Here is a 422-nt window from a genome sequence, read left to right as displayed (position 1 = left end):
GCAATTAAGGCAAAGTCTGTTTGCATCTCGCCAAAGGATTTTGACGACATGATGGATTTTTTAGGCTCTCTGACGTCCAATTCGTTGCAAGGAATGCCGCCTAACTCCATGGCCGTTCGCATCAACACCACGTTAAATTGTTGTTTTAAATGATGGGGATTTAAATGAGCTAAGTCAGCGGCGGTCGCAATGCCTTGCAGTTGTAGTTTCCTTGACCATTGACGCCCTATGCCCCAGACATCCCCTATGTCGATTTTTTCAAGCCATTGGCGCTCAAAAGTCACATTAAATACAGGCATTTTTAATACCTTTTTGCAAAGATGATTGGCAATTTTTGCCAGCGTTTTAGTAGGGCCAATGCCAATGGAGGTAGGAATTCCTGTTTCCTTTAAGATTCGTTGTTGTAGATTTAAGCAAAAGTG

Annotated in this window: 1 protein-coding gene; it reads right to left on the bottom strand. The window is 42.7% G+C overall.

The annotated features are described in order from the left end of the window. On the bottom strand, positions 1-422 hold a 422-nt coding region (locus tag Ldro_RS16770), incomplete at both ends, for a Y-family DNA polymerase (RefSeq protein ID WP_238583983.1).

Origin of the sequence: Legionella drozanskii LLAP-1, assembly GCF_001467585.1 — a bacterium.
Taxonomy (GTDB): domain Bacteria; phylum Pseudomonadota; class Gammaproteobacteria; order Legionellales; family Legionellaceae; genus Tatlockia; species Tatlockia drozanskii.
This window is presented reverse-complemented; position numbering and strand designations above follow the sequence as displayed.